Annotated in this window: 1 protein-coding gene; it reads right to left on the bottom strand. The window is 46.2% G+C overall.

Annotation, left to right across the window (positions count from 1 at the left end):
- On the bottom strand, nucleotides 1-238 hold a 238-nt coding region (locus B5P40_RS34550; protein ID WP_483296268.1), incomplete at its 3' end, for a hypothetical protein.
- Between the last annotated feature and the right edge of the window lie 80 nt (nucleotides 239-318).

The raw sequence follows: 318 nt of genomic DNA on the forward strand, positions 1-318 counted from the left end.
AAGAGTTCTCGTCGAAGACAGCGTCAGTGAACCGAGTGGCAGTAATTTTGTTGGTAGAGCTGCAATAAAAGAGATAACCTTTCTGTTCCATGGCGTACCCGATAAATGTTACCATTGAGCTTCTTGGTTGTAGCTTGCGATGCAGCTGGTTTGGAAGGTGGATGTACGCATCGCAACCGAACGTTCGCAAGTGCATTAGGTCTGGTTTCTTATTGTGCCAGGCTTCGAATGGAGACATGTGATAAGATAGGTGACTGTGGGGACTTAGATTGAGGAGATATATGGTTGTACAAACAGAGGCTGGCGAGAAGTTTCGCT

This window comes from Bacillus sp. SRB_8, assembly GCF_003264205.1.
Taxonomy (GTDB): domain Bacteria; phylum Bacillota; class Bacilli; order Bacillales; family Bacillaceae_G; genus Bacillus_A; species Bacillus_A mycoides.